8 protein-coding genes and 5 tRNA genes are annotated in these 13780 nt (G+C 62.1%); 8 read left to right on the top strand and 5 right to left on the bottom strand.

Annotated features, from left to right (window positions below):
- A complete protein-coding gene (locus APH28_RS09655; protein ID WP_060508802.1) occupies positions 1–489 on the top strand; it encodes a glutathione peroxidase in 489 nt (162 codons plus the stop codon).
- Here the strand turns inward: APH28_RS09655 and APH28_RS09650 are convergent.
- A complete protein-coding gene (locus tag APH28_RS09650; protein ID WP_060508800.1) occupies positions 479–2833 on the bottom strand; it encodes a response regulator in 2355 nt (784 codons plus the stop codon). The two genes, APH28_RS09655 and APH28_RS09650, sit on opposite strands and share 11 nt — an antisense overlap.
- Positions 2834–2909: 76 nt before the next feature.
- On the opposite strand from APH28_RS09650, the gene APH28_RS09645 reads away from it, so the two are divergent.
- Both APH28_RS09645 and APH28_RS09640 read left to right on the top strand, forming a co-directional pair.
- Positions 2910–3797: an ATP-binding protein gene (locus tag APH28_RS09645; protein WP_060508798.1), complete on the top strand. Its 888-nt coding sequence runs from the start codon at positions 2910–2912 to the stop codon at positions 3795–3797.
- Between the two features lie 2 nt (positions 3798–3799).
- Positions 3800–4282 carry a GAF domain-containing protein gene (locus tag APH28_RS09640; RefSeq protein ID WP_060508796.1) on the top strand — a complete coding sequence of 161 codons (483 nt, stop codon included), beginning with the start codon at positions 3800–3802 and terminating at the stop codon, positions 4280–4282.
- 129 nt (positions 4283–4411) lie between these two features.
- Here APH28_RS09640 and APH28_RS09635 read toward each other — a convergent pair whose 3' ends face one another.
- Entirely contained in the window at positions 4412–5179 is a 768-nt protein-coding gene (locus APH28_RS09635) for a hypothetical protein (protein ID WP_060508794.1), read from the bottom strand.
- 337 nt (positions 5180–5516) lie between these two features.
- Between APH28_RS09635 and APH28_RS09630 the strand changes: the two genes are divergently transcribed.
- The 5 genes from APH28_RS09630 (at position 5517) to APH28_RS09610 (ending at position 6081) form a co-directional block, all read left to right on the top strand.
- Positions 5517–5592 (top strand) — tRNA-Glu (locus tag APH28_RS09630).
- A 4-nt stretch (positions 5593–5596) separates the two neighbouring features.
- A tRNA-Gly gene (locus tag APH28_RS09625) sits at positions 5597–5672 on the top strand.
- Positions 5673–5764: 92 nt separating this feature from the next.
- Positions 5765–5840, top strand: a tRNA-Glu gene (locus APH28_RS09620).
- 3 nt (positions 5841–5843) lie between these two features.
- Positions 5844–5919: transfer RNA gene (locus tag APH28_RS09615), tRNA-Gly, on the top strand.
- Positions 5920–6005: 86 nt separating this feature from the next.
- Positions 6006–6081 (top strand) — tRNA-Gly (locus APH28_RS09610).
- 102 nt (positions 6082–6183) lie between these two features.
- Here APH28_RS09610 and APH28_RS09605 read toward each other — a convergent pair.
- The 3 genes from APH28_RS09605 to APH28_RS09595 all read right to left on the bottom strand — a co-directional run bounded on the left by APH28_RS09605 (position 6184) and on the right by APH28_RS09595 (position 13738).
- Positions 6184–7263 (bottom strand): fimbrial protein, encoded by a 1080-nt coding sequence (locus APH28_RS09605; RefSeq protein WP_060508792.1) that lies wholly within the window; start codon positions 7261–7263, stop codon positions 6184–6186.
- Positions 7264–7296: 33 nt separating this feature from the next.
- Complete coding sequence (locus tag APH28_RS09600) at positions 7297–9804, bottom strand: fimbria/pilus outer membrane usher protein (protein ID WP_060508790.1); 2508 nt, start codon at positions 9802–9804, stop codon at positions 7297–7299.
- 241 nt (positions 9805–10045) lie between these two features.
- Positions 10046–13738, bottom strand: a complete 3693-nt coding sequence (locus APH28_RS09595; protein ID WP_218186518.1) for an RHS repeat-associated core domain-containing protein — start codon at positions 13736–13738, stop codon at positions 10046–10048.
- Positions 13739–13780 lie beyond the last annotated feature (42 nt).

The following is a 13780-nucleotide window of genomic DNA, read 5'->3' as shown; positions in this document are numbered from 1 at the left end:
ATGGCCGGATCGATGCTGGACATCCCCTGCGTGACCCTGGGCGGCGAGCAGAAGACGCTCGGCGACTTTGCCGGCAAGGCGCTGCTGGTGGTCAACACCGCCAGCCAGTGCGGCTTCACCCCGCAGTACAAGGGCCTGGAGCAGCTGTGGCGTGACTACCGCGCGCGCGGCCTGGTGGTGCTGGGCTTTCCTTGCAACCAGTTCGGTAAGCAAGAGCCAGGGGATGCACGGGAAATCGCGCAGTTCTGCGAAGCCAATTTTGGCGTGAGTTTCCCGCTGTTCCGCAAGGTCGAGGTCAATGGCCCTGGCGCCCATCCACTGTTCGCCGCACTCAAGCAAAGCGCGCCGGGCCTGTTCGGCACGCAGAAGATCAAGTGGAACTTCACCAAGTTCCTGGTCGACCCGGCCAGCGGCAAGGTCACCCGCTATGCGCCGAGCACCAAGCCGCAAGCACTGGAAGCCGACATCGAGCGCCTGCTCAGCCGCTGAGCGGCACCCAGTGGTCGATCAGCGCCAGTAGCTCCTCGCGGCGGAACGGCTTGGCCAGGTAGTCGCTCATGCCTGCCGCGCGGCAGCGCTCACGCTCTTCGGGCATGGCGTTGGCGGTCAGGGCGACGATCGGCAGTTCCGGCCAGCGCCCGCTCTGGCGAATGCGCCGGCTGGCTTCATAGCCGTCCATCACCGGCATGTTGCAGTCCATCAGCACCATGTCGAAGCTTTCTCGTTCCAGCCATTCCAAGGCCTCGACGCCCTGGGTGGCGACTTGCACCTGGCAGCCGAGCTTGGCCAGCATGCCCTTGGCCACCAGCTGGTTCACCGGGTTGTCCTCCACCAGCAAAATGCGTGCGCGGCCGTCGGCGGTGGTGAGCGGCGGGGTGGCCAGTGGGTGCTCCGGAGCATGGCCCTGCAAGGTGCGGCGCAGCGTCTGGTACAGGGCATTGCGCGCCAGCGGCCGGGCCAGCTGGTGCAGCGGCGCCAGTTGCGCTGATTGCTCGCTGGGCAGGAAGTTGCCATAGGCGGTCACCAGCAGGATCGGGACCTTGAGTGCCGGGCGCAGCTGGAACAGGTGCTCCAGGTCGTCGGTGATCAGCAAGTCGAGGTTGCCGTCGAATGCAGCAGGGCTGTCGTGCCGCTGGTAATCGAGCCCCCAGCCGGGCAGCAGGTTTTGCAACAGTTCGCTCAGGCCACTGCCCGCATCACTCAGGGCAACGACCTTGCCTTGCAAGGGCGCCGCAGCGATGGCTTCGGTATGGGCGGTCAGGGGTAGCTCGGCGCTGAAGCGGCTGCCAAAACCCGGCTCGGACTGGATGTGCAAGTGGCCCTGCATGGCCTTGCACAGGTTACGGGTCAGGGCCAGGCCCAGCCCGGTGCCGCCGTATTGGCGGGTAATGCCCGCGCCGGCTTGGGTGAATGGCTGGAAGATGCGCGCCTGGGCGTCCTCGGGGATGCCGATGCCGGTGTCGCGCACTTCGAGACGTACACCGCCAATAATGCGCACCAGGCGCACGTCGACACGGCCGAAGCGGGTGAACTTGAGGGCGTTGGACAGCAGGTTGCTGACCACCTGGCGCACCCGCGTGGGGTCGCCCAGCACCGAGCTCGGGAAGTCGCCAGCGATCAGGCAGGTCAGTTCCACGTTCTGTGCGGCATTCTGCGACAGCAAGTTGGCGGTGTCCTCGACCATGGCGCCCATGTCGAAAGGAATGCGCTCCAGCTCCAGCTGCCCGGCATCGAACTTGGACAGGTCGAGGATATCGTTGAGCAGTTCCACCAGCACCTTGCCCGAGTCGTGGGCGATCGACAGCTGCTGGCGCTGTTCGCCGGCCAACGGGCTGTCCAGGGCCAGGGCGATCATGCCGAGCATGCCGTTGAGCGGGGTGCGGATCTCATGGCTCATGTTGGCCAGGAAGGCCGCGCGCGCCTGGGCCATGTCGAGGGCGCGCTGGCGCGCCTCTTCCAGCTCCTGATTGGACTGGCTGAGGCGGCTGTTGCTGGCCTTGAGCTCCTCGGTACGGGCCGAGACGATGTCTTCCAGCTCGTTGAGGTACTGGGTCAGGCGGTTTTCCGCGGTGCGCCGCTGCTGGATCTCGGTGGCCATGCTGACGAACTGCTGGTTGGCGACTTTGACCAGTACGCCGATCTCGTCGAGCTCGTGGCCGGGCGGGCAGTCCACCCGAGTTTGCCCGGGCTGGCGCGGGTCGCGGCCGGTGAGGGCGCCGATCACCGTCACCAGCGGCTTGGTCAGCATCATGTAGAACAGCGCCAGGAGGATGCCGGTGAGCACCAGGCTGCGGGCGAAGCCATTGAGCAGGGTAACCCCGGCGCGGTCGAGGAAGCGCCTTCCAAAGGTGTAAGTGTCGACGTCCAGATACAGGGTGCCGAGGTATTCCTCGGGCATATGGGTCAGGTACAGGCGTTCCTTGAACTGGCGCTTCTCGCCGAACAGAAAGTCGCTCAGCGGCCGGTAGTGGTCCTCAACCGGTGGCCGTTCAACATCGGCCAGCACCGTTTCGTTGTTGTCGATCAGCCGCGCCCGGATGACCGCTGGCGATTGCAGCAGGCCGCGGGTGAGCTCCAGTGCCAGCTCCGAATCGATGTTGTAGGCGATGCGCGATGCCGGATTGTGGCTGATTTGCAGCAACGCCCGCACTTCGCGGTTGATGGATGCGTCTTCGCTGGCATAATCGATGCCGATCTGGATGAGACTGAGCAATGTTCCCAGGATGAAGCCGACCAGGACTGTCAACCGGGCTTGCTTGTATGACAGGCGATTGGTGAACTTGATATCCATGAGTCCCGAGCCGGTTTCACATCCCTTGCGCTGCGCAAGCATAGCCGATCAGCCCCGGCTGCTGGCGGGCCTGTCACACATTCAGCTTTAAATCTCACCTGTCTTGCTAGGAGTCGTCATGGACGCTCGCTTGAATGCTTTCCTGGAGCGCGCCGAATCGGTGCTGGCGCGTCTCGAACCCCTGCTGCCGGCGCCGCGCCCGCACATCGACTGGAACACCACCCTGGCTGCGCGCTGGCAGCGCGATGGCCGCACGGGCTACCTGATGCCGCTGGACGTCAGCCTGGACATTCGCCTGACTGACCTGATCGGCGTTGACAAACAGCGTGACCAGCTGGGCCGCAACACCCACCAGTTCATCAGTGGCATGCCGGCCAACCACGCTTTATTGTGGGGCTCGCGCGGCACCGGCAAGTCGTCGCTGGTACGCGCCCTGCTGGCCGAGCACGCGGGCGCCGGGCTGCGGCTGATCGAAATCGAGCGCGACCACCTGGCCGAGCTGCCACGCGTCGTCGAGCAGCTGCAGAAGCTGCCGCAACGCTTCATCCTGTTCTGCGATGACCTGTCGTTCGAAGCCGGGGAGGGCGACTACCGGGTGCTGAAAAGCGTGCTTGACGGCTCGCTCGAGCAGGCCCCGGACAACGTGCTGCTGTACGCCACCTCCAACCGCCGCCACCTGGTGCCGGAAAAGCAGAGCGACAACGAAAACTGGAAGAGGGTCGACGGCGAACTGCACCCTAACGAGGCGGTGGAGGACAAGATCGCCCTGTCCGACCGTTTCGGCCTGTGGCTGTCGTTCTACCCGTTCACCCAGGAACACTTCCTCGACGTGGTCGAACACTGGATCGGCCAGTTGGCCCGCCCTGCAGGCCTGGCCTGGCAGCGTGACGAAGCCCTGGAAATTCTCGCCGTGCGCTGGGCAACCGGTCGCGGCAATCGTAATGGCCGTTGTGCCTATCAGTTCGCCCGCTACTGGGTCGGGCTGCAATTGCTGGAGCAAAAGTAAACATGATCGACCTCAATGCCAGTGGCACCGGCCTCGACGGCTATAACCTGCTGGCGGCGCAAGTACAGGCGCTGTTCGCCGACGAGCGCGACTTCATCGCCAATGCCGCGCAGTTTTCGGCGTTTCTCTATAACCAGGTCGACGACCTGAACTGGGCGGGGTTCTACCTCAACCGCAACGAAGAGCTGGTGCTCGGCCCGTTCCAAGGCCAGGTGGCCTGTGTGCGCATTCCGTTCAGTAAAGGCGTGTGTGGCGCGGCAGCGGCCACGCGGGAGACCCAGCGGGTCGAGGATGTCCACGCGTTCCCGGGGCATATCGCCTGCGACAGTGCGTCCAACAGCGAGTTGGTGATTCCGCTGGTCAAAGAAGGGCGATTGATTGGTGTGCTCGACCTGGACAGCCCGAAACTGGCGCGTTTCAGTGAGGCGGATCAGGCGGGGCTGGAAAGGTTGGCGGCGATCTTTCTGGAGCTGACCGACTGCTAGATGTTGTGTCGCTTGTACCGGCCTCTTCGCGGCTGAAGCCGCTCCCACAGGTAGTGCACTGCCCTCAGGCCTGGTGCAAACCCTGTGGGAGCGGCTTTAGCCGCGAAGAGGCCGGTACAGGCTAAAAACTCAATCGTAGATCACCCGCTTCTTCCAGGTCTCGTCCTCATCGGTCTTGAGGCCCTCGGTCAGTTCGTTCTGCTCCCCTTCCGCCGGCTCCATCTTGTCCAGCACCTGGGCATTGGCCCGCGCCAGCAGTTTCTCCAGATAGGTAAGCTGCTCTTCATACATCTTCGGCTCCGGCTGCTTGCGCAGGTACTGCACGCCGCGCTCGAAGGCCAGTCGCGCCTGGCCGGGCTGCTCCTGCTGCAGAGCCTGCTGGCCGAGGTTGTTGAAGAACTCGATGTGAAGCAGCACCAGAATGTGGCGGATCTCCTTGACCCACTGCTTGGCTTCGCTGGTCTGCAACACGTTTTCCTGGCTGCCCTTGACGACCTGGGTATGCAGCGCTTCGAGCAGGAAGCGCACATCCTTGGCCTTGGCCTCGGTATGGATCGGGGAGGGCGGGTTGTTCACCGGAATGCGTTCGCCCTGAGCGATCAGCCCCTGAAGTTCGGCGATGCGCGCCTTGAGTTGGGCGCTGTTCTTGTCCAGCGCCAGTTGCCGCTGGTTGAGGTTCAGCTCCAGGCGCGCCAGCAACAGTTTGAGGGCCGGGGTCATGAACTGGCCCGGGAAGGTCTCGGTGATTTCGCCACAACGGCGTACCCGGTCGGCGAGTTCGACTTTCAGCCGCGCGCGTTCGAGCTTACTGTTTTCGACCACGTTGTTGAGGTAGCCGATCACGATCAGCAACGCGATACCGGCCACGATGAGTAGAGTGATCAGAAGTGGTGTCACCGTTAACGCCTCATCAATAAGTTTTGCTTAATAGAGTGTAGTGGTAGCGGCCGCTACCCGCGAAGGGACCGACGTGGCACCTTGCTGCACTTTGTCGGCCGATTGCCGCTTTCCTCAAGTGATGGCACTTTGCGACGACTGCGTCAGGAAATCAACGCCAATCCTTCGGCGTCGCCTGGCGGCGCCTCCCATATGAGCCGAAGTCATTGATTTAAATAAATTTCTACAAAGGGGTTGACGACCCTTCGAAGCATCCATAGAATGCGCGCCACTTGCAGCGTAAAGCACACAGCGAAACGCGGCAGGGAGTGAAAGCAGGCAGCAATGCCAGCAGCGTGTCCCCTTCGTCTAGTGGCCTAGGACACCGCCCTTTCACGGCGGTAACAGGGGTTCGAGTCCCCTAGGGGACGCCAAATTGCGGGAATAGCTCAGTTGGTAGAGCACGACCTTGCCAAGGTCGGGGTCGCGAGTTCGAGTCTCGTTTCCCGCTCCAAATTCTCCGGCAACGCTTAACGGCGGGGCAGGAAATAAAAATCCAGTCTGAATCGTGAGGTTCGGGTGCTGGTGCACTGAAAAGTGTTGTGTGTCCCCTTCGTCTAGTGGCCTAGGACACCGCCCTTTCACGGCGGTAACAGGGGTTCGAGTCCCCTAGGGGACGCCAAATGCGGGAATAGCTCAGTTGGTAGAGCACGACCTTGCCAAGGTCGGGGTCGCGAGTTCGAGTCTCGTTTCCCGCTCCAGTTTAAATACTGTGGCGTTCGCACGGTGCAGTGGTGGTGAGGGTCGTCAAGGCGCTTCACGCCGATTAGCGGTAAAGCTTCAAATTGCGGGAATAGCTCAGTTGGTAGAGCACGACCTTGCCAAGGTCGGGGTCGCGAGTTCGAGTCTCGTTTCCCGCTCCAAACATGTAACGCAAAAAGGGACCTTAGGGTTCCTTTTTGCGTTTTCGTCGTTTGGCTTTTCCAGGCCTCAGCGGGCGCGTCCTGCGCCCGTGGCAAGGGGCATCAGCGGTAGCTGATGGTGAAATTCAGTGCCCCGCTGGCAGTCCCTGCCGACACCTTTGGGCCAATCTGGTAGTAACGAGCCTTGAAGTCCAGGCGGGTGTTGCCAATAGTCAGCCAAGTTACCGGCTCGTCCTGCTCAAGGGTCATGGGTGAGCTGTCACTGCGCAGTAGCTGGATGGCAATGCCGGGTGCCGGAGTGCTGTCGCTGAGGCTGAACAGCCCCAGGCTGGGGTCGATCACAGTTGAACCCAGTGCACCTTCGAGGCGAATGTGCGCGCGCGCCACGCTGCCCGCCGGGTCATCTTCGCAGTCGCTCAGCGTGATATGGAAGTTGACCGGCGGCGAGGTATCACCGGGCTTGGTGAAGATGGCTGCATCGTGGCTGCCCAAAAGAACGGGGTTGTCGCTCACCGCATCGGCCTTCAGGGTGCATTGCGCCTGGTTCACCCCTGCCCCCACGCTCAATCGCAGTGCCGAACCCAGGTCGGTGATGGTGCCTGTTGCCGCTTGCGTGTTGAATCGGGTGTGGCCTGCCGGTATGGGGCCGGTCTTGATCAGGTAGTAATTGGCATTCAAGTCGTTTACCAGCAGCGGTGTTGGCGAGATGTTTACCGTATTGCGCCCTTCATAGGGAATGGCCACATCGTCGACGGGGCGAAAGCCGTTGTTGGCACCGGTGTAAGGGTGGTTGAGGCGGATGTACAGGCCGACCCCATGAATGCCGGTTTCCATTACTTTGCCAGTGACGTCCCAGCCGTTGATCGGCGGCAGCGGTGCCCCATGCACGGGTAAGGTGGCGGCCATCTGGAACGTCAGTACGCCGATGCCGTCGTTGTCGCAGCGGATTTCGCGGTTCAAAGGGTCTTTGCTGACCAGGCGGTCGCGGGAGCCGATGATAGTGCCGACCGCGGCGTCCCTGGGCACCCAGAAATCGCCTAGGTTGACACTGTGGCTCACCGGGCCGCTCGCCCCTTGCCAGGTACAGCCTGTAATGGCATGGGCCTGCGATGGGCTGATGAGCTGTACGCCAAGGGCCAGGCCCAAGGCCAACAGGCTTGGCAGGTATCGTTGAGGTCGCATGTATAGGTTCCGTTGTTGGGCAGGATTGAGCCGTCAGGCCTCAGTGGCGGGGCAGGTCAGGGTTTGCAGGTAGAAGCCCTGCTGCTGACGCATGGCGGCAGGCTTGATCGGCAACTGGCATTGCTCGGCCGGTTGCTCGCCCCATCGCACGCTCAGCACTTGGCTGGTTGCATCGGTAGCCACCAACGCCTGACCGCCTTGTCCCACCACCGCCAGCGTCTTGCCCTGGGTGTCCTTGACCTGGGTGCCGAAAGGCAATGGCTTGCCATCGGTGTTCAGCAGGGTCAGTACCAGCCGCGCAACGCGACGTGCGGTGAACGTGCGCTGCACGATCGCGCCTCGTCGCGGTATCGCCTGGGCCGTGCCGTTGTCGATTTCCACGTCCGGTTCGAGCTGGTCGGTGGTGAGTGTCAGGCGGTTGACCCGATAGGGCTGCAGGTGCGGTGCCAGGGCATAACCCTTCGCGTTGGTGCGTGCTGCGGTTGCGTTTTCCATGCCCACGCCGGGGGTGTCGGGCACATGGACCAACGCGTTGGTCTCGCCGAAACTGGGGCTGAACACCAGGCCATCACGGTGCGCCAATGCAGAGCCGCTGGCGTTGACCGACAGGCTGCGGTGCTCGTTGCCTTCAAAATAGCCGGCACCGAAGTTGGCGTGTGCGGTCAGGTAGCCGGCCGATAGCTCGGCGCTCTTGTTCTGCTGGCCATCGTGGGCCACAGCCGCCCGATAATTGAGGCGGTTGTCCAATGCGCCGCCGCTGAGGCTGGCGCGCTGACTGAATCGCCCTGCCTGTTGCTGGGCGTCGAGGGTGACGCTGCTGCCCAGGCCGAAATCCAGGGGGAAGGACACACTGAGGCCGAGCATGCGGTCGTTTTCGTGGGTCTTGTTCAGCGACTGCGAGGCGAACAGGCTGTAGCTGATACCTTTGTGATGGGTGCTGAAGTAGAACTGGTATTGACGGCGCTGACGCTGGCTTTGCCAGTAGTCATCCTGGCTCAGGTTGAAGCTGAGCGAGCTGCTGCGGCCTACTTGCTGGTAGATCGAGGCTTCCAGGCGGCTGCGCCGGCTGCCTTGCCAGTGGTCGTCGTTTTGCCGTTGCGCCACGGCTTCGTCAAAGTCGCGAAAGCCCTCGGTGGAGTAGCGATAGCCGGCAAAACGCAGGTGGGTTCGGGTAGGGAATGCCTTGCCATAACGGGCGGCGTAACTGTTGCCGCTGACCTGGCCAAGTGCCGCGCCCAGGTCGCTACGGGCATGGGTGACATCGAACGACAATGCGCCGGCCGCGCCAAAGTCCTTGCCCAGCCCCAGGGCATTGGCGCGGTAATCGTCGCTGGTCAGTACGCCGCCATAGAGCGTGCTGCTCCAGCCGATGCCGCGCGCCAAGGTGCCCTGCAGCAGCTGGGGCGTTTCGTCACCGTTGGCGCTGTTGTAGCGCCCGGCTGCGAGGTTGTAGCGCCAGATGCCGTCGCGCAGCAGGTTGCTCAGGGTCGAATAGGGTTGGGTGAAGCGGCGTACCTGGCCATCGGCCTCGGTCAACACCACTTCCAGTTCGCCGCTGCCGCCACCGACACTAAGGTCGTCGATTTCATAGGGGCCGGCGGCGACGTAGGTGCTGTAGATGGGGAAGCCGTTCTGCAGCACCTCGAGCTTGGCACGGCTCTGGGCCACGCCGCGGATCACCGGGGCATAGCTTTGCAGGGTGTCGGGCAGCATGCCGAGGTCGGAGGCCAGTTGCAGGCCTTTGATGGGCTGGCTGCGAAACACCTCGCCATTGCTGAAGGTCTCGCCCAGGGTTAGCGTGCCCCAGGCGGCGGGCAGGTCGGTCTGGGCGTAGGTATTGCTGTGGCGCCAGCGCTGATGCCCCTGGCCATCCTCGCGCAGGCTCTGGCTGCTGCGCAGACGCCAGCCGGCCAGGTTAAGGCCGCTGTTGAGCAGCAGGTCGTGCTGGCTACGGCTGCGCCCGTCGCGCTGGCTGCTGTGCATGGCCGAAGCCTGGTAATTGACGAATGCGGCATCGATGCCGCGCTCCCACTGGTCCGGGGCGACACTGCCGGCCTTGTCCCGCTGCAGCGCGGCCTGTGGAATGGACAGGTCCAGTCGCAGGCGGCTCGAATCGAACTCCACCTGGGCGCCCTCCACCAGGGCGGGCAGGTCAATGCACGGTGCCTTGGCCATTGCCGGTTCGGCCAGGCTGCGCTCGCGCAACCCCAGGCTGAACAGCAGGCTCGGCGCCAGGCACGGGCTCAGTGTTGGCTGGCCTTTGCGTTGCAGGAATTCGATGTCGTGTTCGCCAGCGGGGGCCAGGTTGACGCGGACCTCCACGCGATAACGCCCGGGGGCCAGGCGTTGCTCGTTTGCCAGCGCGCGCAGGGCAGGGGCGGCGCTGCCGGCGGCGTGGCCGCTGGACTGGTGCAGGAAGCCGGATTGGAATTGCAGCGGGGGCTCGTTGGCCAGTGCCAGGCAGGCAGGCGCTGCCAGGTAGCTGCCACCGAGGGCGAGCAAGGGCGTGATGCCCCGCCAGCGCCGGGGGAGAGGACACATAGGGATTCTCGATTATCTACTGGGTGGCGGGCCACCGCGCGCAGGTGTTGGCTCAAGGCCGGGGCCGGGAGGGCCGGGGATATGAGCGGTGAGCGCGTGAGATTAAGGAGAAGATGGAGGAGGGGATGTAGGAGATATCTGGAGGCTTGTACGATATCTCGATAGGTAAGAGGTGTTGGGAAGGGTAACATGGCAACCAATTACTCTCGCCGGGCAGCGAGAGTAATTGGGCTATGGAACTTTATTTCTCGGTGTACATGTGCGAGGCCAAACCTGGATTAAATCTCCCTCCACTTATGCTCCATTCCAAGTGTGCCTTGGGGAATCTTCCACTGCCTTGGGGGTCGTTGTTTGGTGTTTCCGTTGGATTTTGTGAGGCCAATTGCTTTCGCACTTCGTTGTGGATTTGCGTATTGATAGCGTTGTAGTCGACGACGCCACTTCTTCCTCTGGCCCCTCGCTCCCCAGGGACTCCAGGCTGACCAGGTACCCCTGGTGCTCCAGGTTGACCAGGTACCCCTGGTGCTCCAGGTTGACCAGGTACCCCTGGTGCTCCAGGCTGACCAGGTGGTCCTTGAGGGCCAGTTGCCCCTGGCGCGTCCGCTGCCATTCCTTTCATTGCCATTGCCTTATATCGGCCAAAGCCGAGCCCATTTACGAACTTTACAATAAGGTAGTTTGCGGGATTATCTGATGCGAACTTGACAATATCTCTGGTCAAGCTAGCGGCGCCATTAAACGCAGCCACACCCGCCATCAAAGACCCTAAGTTCGCCAGCCCACCACCAATTGCCGTCAGTAATGTGCTCTTTTCCGGATCGTCCTCCAGCACCCCTGCAACCTGAGTACCCAGGCCACCGATCGTCGTGACAGAGCCGGCAGTTCCCACCACCAGCCACGCGGTGGTTTTAGCGCTCAGGGCGATCCCTGCATTCACTGTGGCGGCTGCCCCGACCGCGAATACCCCGAAAGAGGCAACGGCAATGATGGCGAAGGCTACTGACACACCAAGCGTGATCCAGGCAGCTGTCTTGCTCGGCTTTTTGCGCTTGCTTGCCGATTGATCGGGAGGCGCCATGGGGCTGGCGGCATGCCCGGTAGGGTCACGCCACATGACCGGGTTGCCGTTGCAGTACAGGTACGGGTTGATGCCGACGTCTTCCGGATCAAGCCCATCAGGGCTGTGGAAGCGCATCAGGCCAGGGTTGTAGGCCCGATAACCGCGGCCCAGCAGGTACCAGCCCATCGCCCGTTCGCGGGCTTCACCGTTGAAGGCCAGCAGCCCGGTCAATGCAAGCGACTCCGGGGTTTCGCCAAAAGCGGTGTACTGGGCATTCTCCAGGTCGCCCTGTGCACTCTCGGCGATCACGCTGTTCGTCATGTTGGTCCAGAACAGGCGCGGCGAGGCAGGTGCCTTGCCGTGTTGCAGGCCCAGTGGGCGCTCGCCATCGTGCAGGTAATAGAGGTCGGTTGCACCTGCCCGGGTACAGACCAGCCGGTTGCCCTGATAGCGCCGCAGCACTTCATCCTCGTCGGTCGCTTTCACGCCGATCAGGTGGCCATGGCCATCGTAGCGGTAGGTCAGCAGCAATTGCTTGTCGTCCTGGCTACGCACTTCCTGCAAGCGGCCAGATTCGTCATAACGCAGCCTGTGCCCCCACTCATCGTTGAGCATGTGGCCATCATCGTCGTAGGCGAAATCCATCGAAGGCAGGTAGTCGGCATGGGAATGGGTGGCGTTCTTCAGCTGGAACCCTTCACAGATGAAGTGCGCCTTGTCCGCAGTGCCGTCAGCGAAGTCGGTACGGCTGTAGATCAGGTTGTCGACATCGTCATAAATATAGGACTGTTGCGTGATCTGGCTGCCTTTGGCATTGCGTGGGTAGTCACCCGTTTCGCTTTCGCAGACATAGCCGATAAGCCGGTCCAGCTCGTCATAGCTAAACGTCTCCAGCAGCAGTCGCTGGTCCTCACGCCAGAGGGACCGGCTGTGCAGCACGCCGTCGTCACGCCAGTGTTGCTTGAGGATCTTCAGTTCGCCGGGTGTTTCGCTCTTGAACAGCGTTAGAATTCGAGTTTCTTCCCGGCCGCGGCTGTCATACTGCTGCTCGCACTGCAGCTTGTAGTCGCTGTCAAGGTCGCGCGTACAGGTAAATTGCACGCGGCCGTTGTTGTCGTAGGTGAAATCGGCGCGCAGTCGGCCCTGGGTAGTCCATGCCAGGCGTCCGTGACGGTCATAGCCGTGGCGCGTCTGCATGCCATTGCTGTCGTCCAGCGCGAAGGTGCGGCCTTGCAGCGAATTGCGATAATCGCGGTGGTAGGTGTCCGTCGTCTGGTCGTCCGCCCATTCCTCGCGGAGCAGGTAGCCCTGGTCGGTGTAGTCGTACTTGCGTTTGCCTTGATCGTTGACGGCGTTGTTGAGTGCAGCACTGGTGGGATCGAATTTGAATGCGCTGCGCTTCCCACCCGCAGTGACGGCGCTTGGCGTGCTGGTCAGGTCCAGCAAGTACTCGTAGTCAAATGTCCGCAGTCTGGTCGTGCGCCGGGAAGGCACCATCTGATCATCTTTATCGCCGTAAGTGTAACGCTCGCTGCGCGGCCCAGCCACCAGGCTTTTCAGGCGACTGAGGTCGTCGTATTCGCGCTGGCAGACTACCGTACCTTGCTTGTCGCCTGCGGCGTGCAGGCGCAGTTCCTCGGTCAACTCCTCGGCGGCATGGGCGGCAAACTTGCGGCTCAGGGCGGTCTGGTTCGGCCGTACGGTTCTGGTGATACGGTTATAGGCGTCATATTCAAAGCGTGTGGTGCGCAGCAACTCGGCCTTGCTGGCCGCGTCGGGTTCACGTACCCGGCTCTCCTCGCGCGTGCAGCGGCCAATGCCGTCATAGAAGAAATCGTAACGATCGAGCGCTTCCTTGGCTGGCCCCAGGTACTTCACCTGAACGGGTTTGTTGAACAGGTTTTCCTGACTGACCTGGTGATTGAGCCGTAAGTCGGGGGCGTCTGGGCTGGTCTGCCAGGTTGCGGTGTAGTCGTAAAGGAAACGATCGTTGTCATCGACCTTGCTCAGCGGGAGGTAAGCACTGTGCTGGCAAGTCTCGTCAGTGTAGGTAGTTTTTGTCAGTTCACCCCAGGGGCCGTAGTCGAACAGAGTGGTCAGTGACAACTGCTGCCCTTCAAAGCCATCGCCATGGTCGAAGGAGGTTTCCTCAATCCGTTGGCCCAGTGCGTTGTAACTCGCCCGGTAGGTTTGCAACTGGGGTAGACGTCGCGTCGGGTTTTCTGGGTCGCTGGTTTCGCGCCATTGTTCCACGACCTGGTTGGCGCCATTGAACACCGTGCGAATGACCACGCCCTTGGCGTCCGTGGTGGTCTGGGTCAAGCCTGCGCCGGCAGTTTGTGCAAAATGGTAGTCATAGCTGCGCACGGCCGTGTTGCCCGTGGGGGCCACGGTTGCCTTCGTCGGGCGGTTCAGGCCGTCATATTCGTAGATCGTCTGCGTGTGATGCAGATCTTCGCTCGAGCTGACAGCGCCGGACACTGCGGACAGGTAGCGCGTCTGTTTGCGTTCGCTAAGCTCGAAACCTTTGATCGTCTCGGTGACGCCGTAATCGGCGTACGGCTTTCTTGCATCGCGTGGCAGGTAAGACCAATCCGTGCGGGTGGTCAGTTGCTTGAGCAGGTTGCGCAAGGTGCCCGCAGGCGCGTCGACTGGGTAGAACGTTTGTTCTTCGTAGGCCTGGCGACCATACAGATAGGGCGAATTTTTGTCCTTGTAGATGTCCTTGTCGGTGCTGTGCAGTAAGCGTTCTCCCTCGCTGGTTTGTTCATGCAACGTCTGCTGGGTCAGCACAAGCCATTGATCGGTAACGCCATGCGGGCGTGTGGCGTCGGGCAACGCGTCGTACAGAGCGTAGGTGTATCGTTCGATCAAGACAGGGGCAGTGCTTTCCAGTCCCGGTTTTTTGCTCGGCGT

Source organism: Pseudomonas sp. NBRC 111124, assembly GCF_001320245.1.
Lineage (GTDB): Bacteria > Pseudomonadota > Gammaproteobacteria > Pseudomonadales > Pseudomonadaceae > Aquipseudomonas.
Note: the sequence above shows the minus strand (reverse complement) of the source record. Positions and strands in the feature narration are given on the sequence as shown.